We start from the raw sequence: 3441 nt of genomic DNA on the forward strand, positions 1-3441 counted from the left end.
CGATCCGTTGCTGAAGGCATGGATAGCGCTCCCTACGAACGTACACCTGGTGCGGGCACAAATAGTGATGATCGAAGCAAAAACATATGTAGAGAGAATCACTATAAAGCCTGGTGTTTCTAGTCTTGCGCTCAGGTTCAACGTGTTCTCGTGGCGTGCAGTTGAATGCAACTCTCCACGGGTCCTGCCGGGGCAACGGACGGCGCCGCTCCGTGGCGCTTGGAAGGCGGGCGGCGTGCCTTTAAGCGAACTGTCAAATTCCGGCGCCACCATGCCTCCCTTTGGCTGGGCTGTGGGTGAGGGTGGAATTGGTCGGAGCAGGCGGGTGGCGCAACGATCGGCTCATGGCCGGGGTGAGGTTCGCCGCGCGTCGTGGCCCGCTGCTGCTGGCCGTGGTGCTGGGGGCGTTGTGTGTCGGGGCGACACGCGGTGTGTGGCAGGTCCTGACGGCGCCGATTCCTGAATCCGCCGCGCCGGTGCGGCAGGTGGCGGAACGCCCGGCGCCGCTGACGGCGGATGTGCAGTCGATTACCGCGCAGCACTTGTTCGGGGTGCCGGTGACACAAACGGTCGCCCCACCGACCCGCGCGGCCCTGTCGCTGGGTGGCATCTGGTTCGAGCCGGACGGAAACGCCTATGCACTCATCGGCACCCCCGGCCAGCCGCAGCGGCCGTATCGGGTGGGCGAGCGCCTGCCGGGCGATATCGAACTGACGCAGGTGCACCCGGAGCATGTCCTGCTGCACCGCGACGGACGGGACGAGACGCTGGCGCTGCCGCGCAGCAGCTTGGACGCACACCCGGCCGGCGACCGCCCGGGGCCCTGAACGATTTGAAAAAGCAGGTATCGATGACCCGGTTCACATTGCGTGGCTGCCTTGCCGGCGGGCTGTTGGCCTGCCTGAGTCTTGCCGCATCCGCCGCCGAGCCGGTAACGCTGAATCTGCGGGATGCGGACATCCTGGCGCTGGTGGAACTGGTGGCCGATGCCACCGGCCGCAACTTCATTGTCGACCCGCGCGTGAAAGGCTCGGTGAACGTCATTTCGCCGCGGCCGCTCGAGCCGGACGCCCTGTATCCGGTGTTCGAGTCGGTGCTGCGGGTCAATGGCTTCGTCGCCGTGCCCAGCGGCGACATGATCAAGATCCTGCCGGACACCAATGCCCGTACCGAGGCGGCCTTCGGCGCCCCGGCGCCGGGGCGCGGCGATGGCCTGGCCACGCAGGTAGTGAAGGTGGACAACGTGCCGGCGGCGGCGCTGGTGCCGGTCCTGCGGCCGCTGTTGTCCAAGGACGCGCACCTGGCGGCGGCGCCGGCCAGCAACACGCTGATCATTTCCGACGGCGCCGCCAACGTTGCCCGGCTGACACAGATCGTGCGCCGCATGGACCTGCCCGCCAGCGGCGACATCGAAACCGTACCCCTGCAGCACGCCACCGCCGGCGAGGTGGTGCGCGTGCTCGAAACCCTGCAGCAGCGCACCAGCAGCGGCGAGGGCGGCAGTCCGCGCGGTGCCTTCGTGGCGGATGAGCGCAGCAACAGCGTGCTGATCGGCGGCAGCCGGGACACGCGCCTGGCGCTGCGCGCCATCGTCGCCAACCTCGATACCCCGCAGGCCGACCGCAGCGGCAACATCCACGTGGTGTACCTGCGCTACGCCAACGCCGAAGACCTGAAGGTGGTGCTCGAGGGCGTGCTCAACGCCCTGCAGAAGGTGCCGGCGGCGCAGGGCGCCACCGACCCGTCCGCCGGGACCACGCTGGTTCAGGCGGAGCCCGGTACCAACGCGCTGATCGTGTCGGCGCCGCCGAGCCTGTGGTCGTCGGTCGAGTCGGTGGTGCGCAAGCTCGACATTCCGCGCGCCCAGCTGCTGGTCGAGGCGGTGGTGGTGGAGGTGTCGAGCACGCTGGCGCGCGAACTGGGCATCCAGTGGCGGGCCAGTGCCGATTACGCCAACAACCGCGGCGTGATCGGCGGCACCAGTTTCGATGGCACCCGCGCCGGTGCCGACCGCCACAACCTGGACCCCTTCGGTGGTCTGGGCGACGGCCTGAACCTGGGCTTCCTGGACGGCACGCGCAGCGTGCTGGGCAGCAACGTGACCATGGGCGTGCTGGTGCGCGCGCTGGAGGCCGACGCCGACACCAACGTACTGTCCACGCCCTCGCTGGTGACGCTGGACAACCAGCAGGCGGAGATCGTCGTCGGTCAGAACGTGCCGTTCATCACCGGTTCGTACAGCACCCCGGCCAATGTCGACAACGCGCCGTTCCAGACCATCCAGCGCCAGGACATCGGCCTGAAGCTGCGGGTCAAGCCGCAGATCAACCAGGACGGCACCGTGCGGCTGCAGATCGAGCAGGAGGTGTCGTCCATCAGCGATGCCACCATCGGCTCGGACATCATCACCAACAAGCGCGCCATCACCACCACCGCCGTGGTGCAGGACCAACAGCTGGTGGTGCTGGGCGGGCTGATCGAGCGCAGCCTGCGCGGCAGCGACTCGCGCGTGCCGGTGCTGGGCTCGATTCCGGTGGTCGGGCAGCTGTTTCGCTACCGCTCGACCACCAGCGACAAGACCAACCTGATGGTCTTCATCCGCCCGCGGGTACTGCGCGACGCCGACGTCACCGCCGCCGTCACCGGCGACAAGTACGACGCCCTGCGCCGTCTGCAGCGCCTTGAGGCGGCGGACCGGGATCTGCTGGCAGCGCCCGGCGCGGCGCCGATGTTGCCGGCACTCGAGGAGATGATGCGTGGAGCCGAAGGCGCCGCCGCTGCCGGTCGCTGAGGCACCGCCGGCCGTGCCGTTTGCCTACGCCAACCGGCACGGCGTGTTGCCGGTGCCGGTCGGCGACACCGTGACCGTGCTGCACCGGCCAGGCCTGCAGGCGCGCGCGCTGGCGGAGATGCAGCGCCTGTTCGGCAGCCGCCTGCGTCCGCAGGCGCTGACCGCCGACGCCTTCGAAGACGCCCTGCGCCGTGCCTATGAGGATGGCGGGCGCGCCAGCGCCCAGGTGGTCGACGACATCGGCGACGGCATGGCCCTGGACGACCTGGCGCAGGCGCTGAGCCAGCCCACCGACCTGCTCGACAGCGCCGACGACGCGCCCATCATCCGCCTGCTGAATGCGCTGCTGTCGGAGGCCATCCGCGAGGGCGCGTCAGACATCCACATCGAGCCGTTCGAGCAGCACCTGGTGGTGCGCTTTCGGGTCGACGGCGTGCTGCGCGAGGTGCTGCGCCCGCAGCCGGCGCTGGCGGGCCTGGTCATCTCGCGCGTGAAGGTGATGGCGCGCCTGGACATCGCCGAAAAGCGCCTGCCGCAGGACGGGCGCATCTCGCTGCGCGTGGCCGGGCACGCCGTGGACGTGCGCGTGTCGACCATTCCCTCCGCCCACGGCGAGCGGGTGGTGCTGCGCCTGCTGGACAAGCAGGCCG

3 protein-coding genes are annotated in these 3441 nt (G+C 69.4%); all 3 read left to right on the plus strand.

Annotated elements, in window-relative coordinates; translation table 11 throughout:
• Positions 1 to 344 precede the first annotated feature (344 nt).
• Positions 345 to 827 (plus strand): type II secretion system protein N, encoded by a 483-nt coding sequence (locus ABYX71_RS11200; protein ID WP_372696579.1) that lies wholly within the window; start codon positions 345 to 347, stop codon positions 825 to 827.
• A 23-nt stretch (positions 828 to 850) separates the two neighbouring features.
• Entirely contained in the window at positions 851 to 2791 is a 1941-nt protein-coding gene (gene gspD / locus ABYX71_RS11205) for a type II secretion system secretin GspD (RefSeq protein ID WP_372696580.1), read from the plus strand.
• Positions 2757 to 3441, plus strand: a 685-nt coding sequence (locus ABYX71_RS11210; protein WP_372696581.1) for a GspE/PulE family protein, incomplete at its 3' end; no start/stop codon positions are given. The genes gspD and ABYX71_RS11210, both read left to right, overlap by 35 nt.

The sequence above is a fragment of the Immundisolibacter sp. genome, assembly GCF_041625615.1.
Taxonomy (GTDB): domain Bacteria; phylum Pseudomonadota; class Gammaproteobacteria; order Immundisolibacterales; family Immundisolibacteraceae; genus Immundisolibacter.

What these genes read in the sequence shown, in the direction of transcription:
- ABYX71_RS11200 (WP_372696579.1), top strand. Translation starts at nt 345, where the DNA reads ATGGCCGGGGTGAGGTTCGCCGCGCGTCGTGGCCCGCTGCTGCTGGCC.
- gspD (WP_372696580.1), top strand. Translation starts at nt 851, where the DNA reads ATGACCCGGTTCACATTGCGTGGCTGCCTTGCCGGCGGGCTGTTGGCC.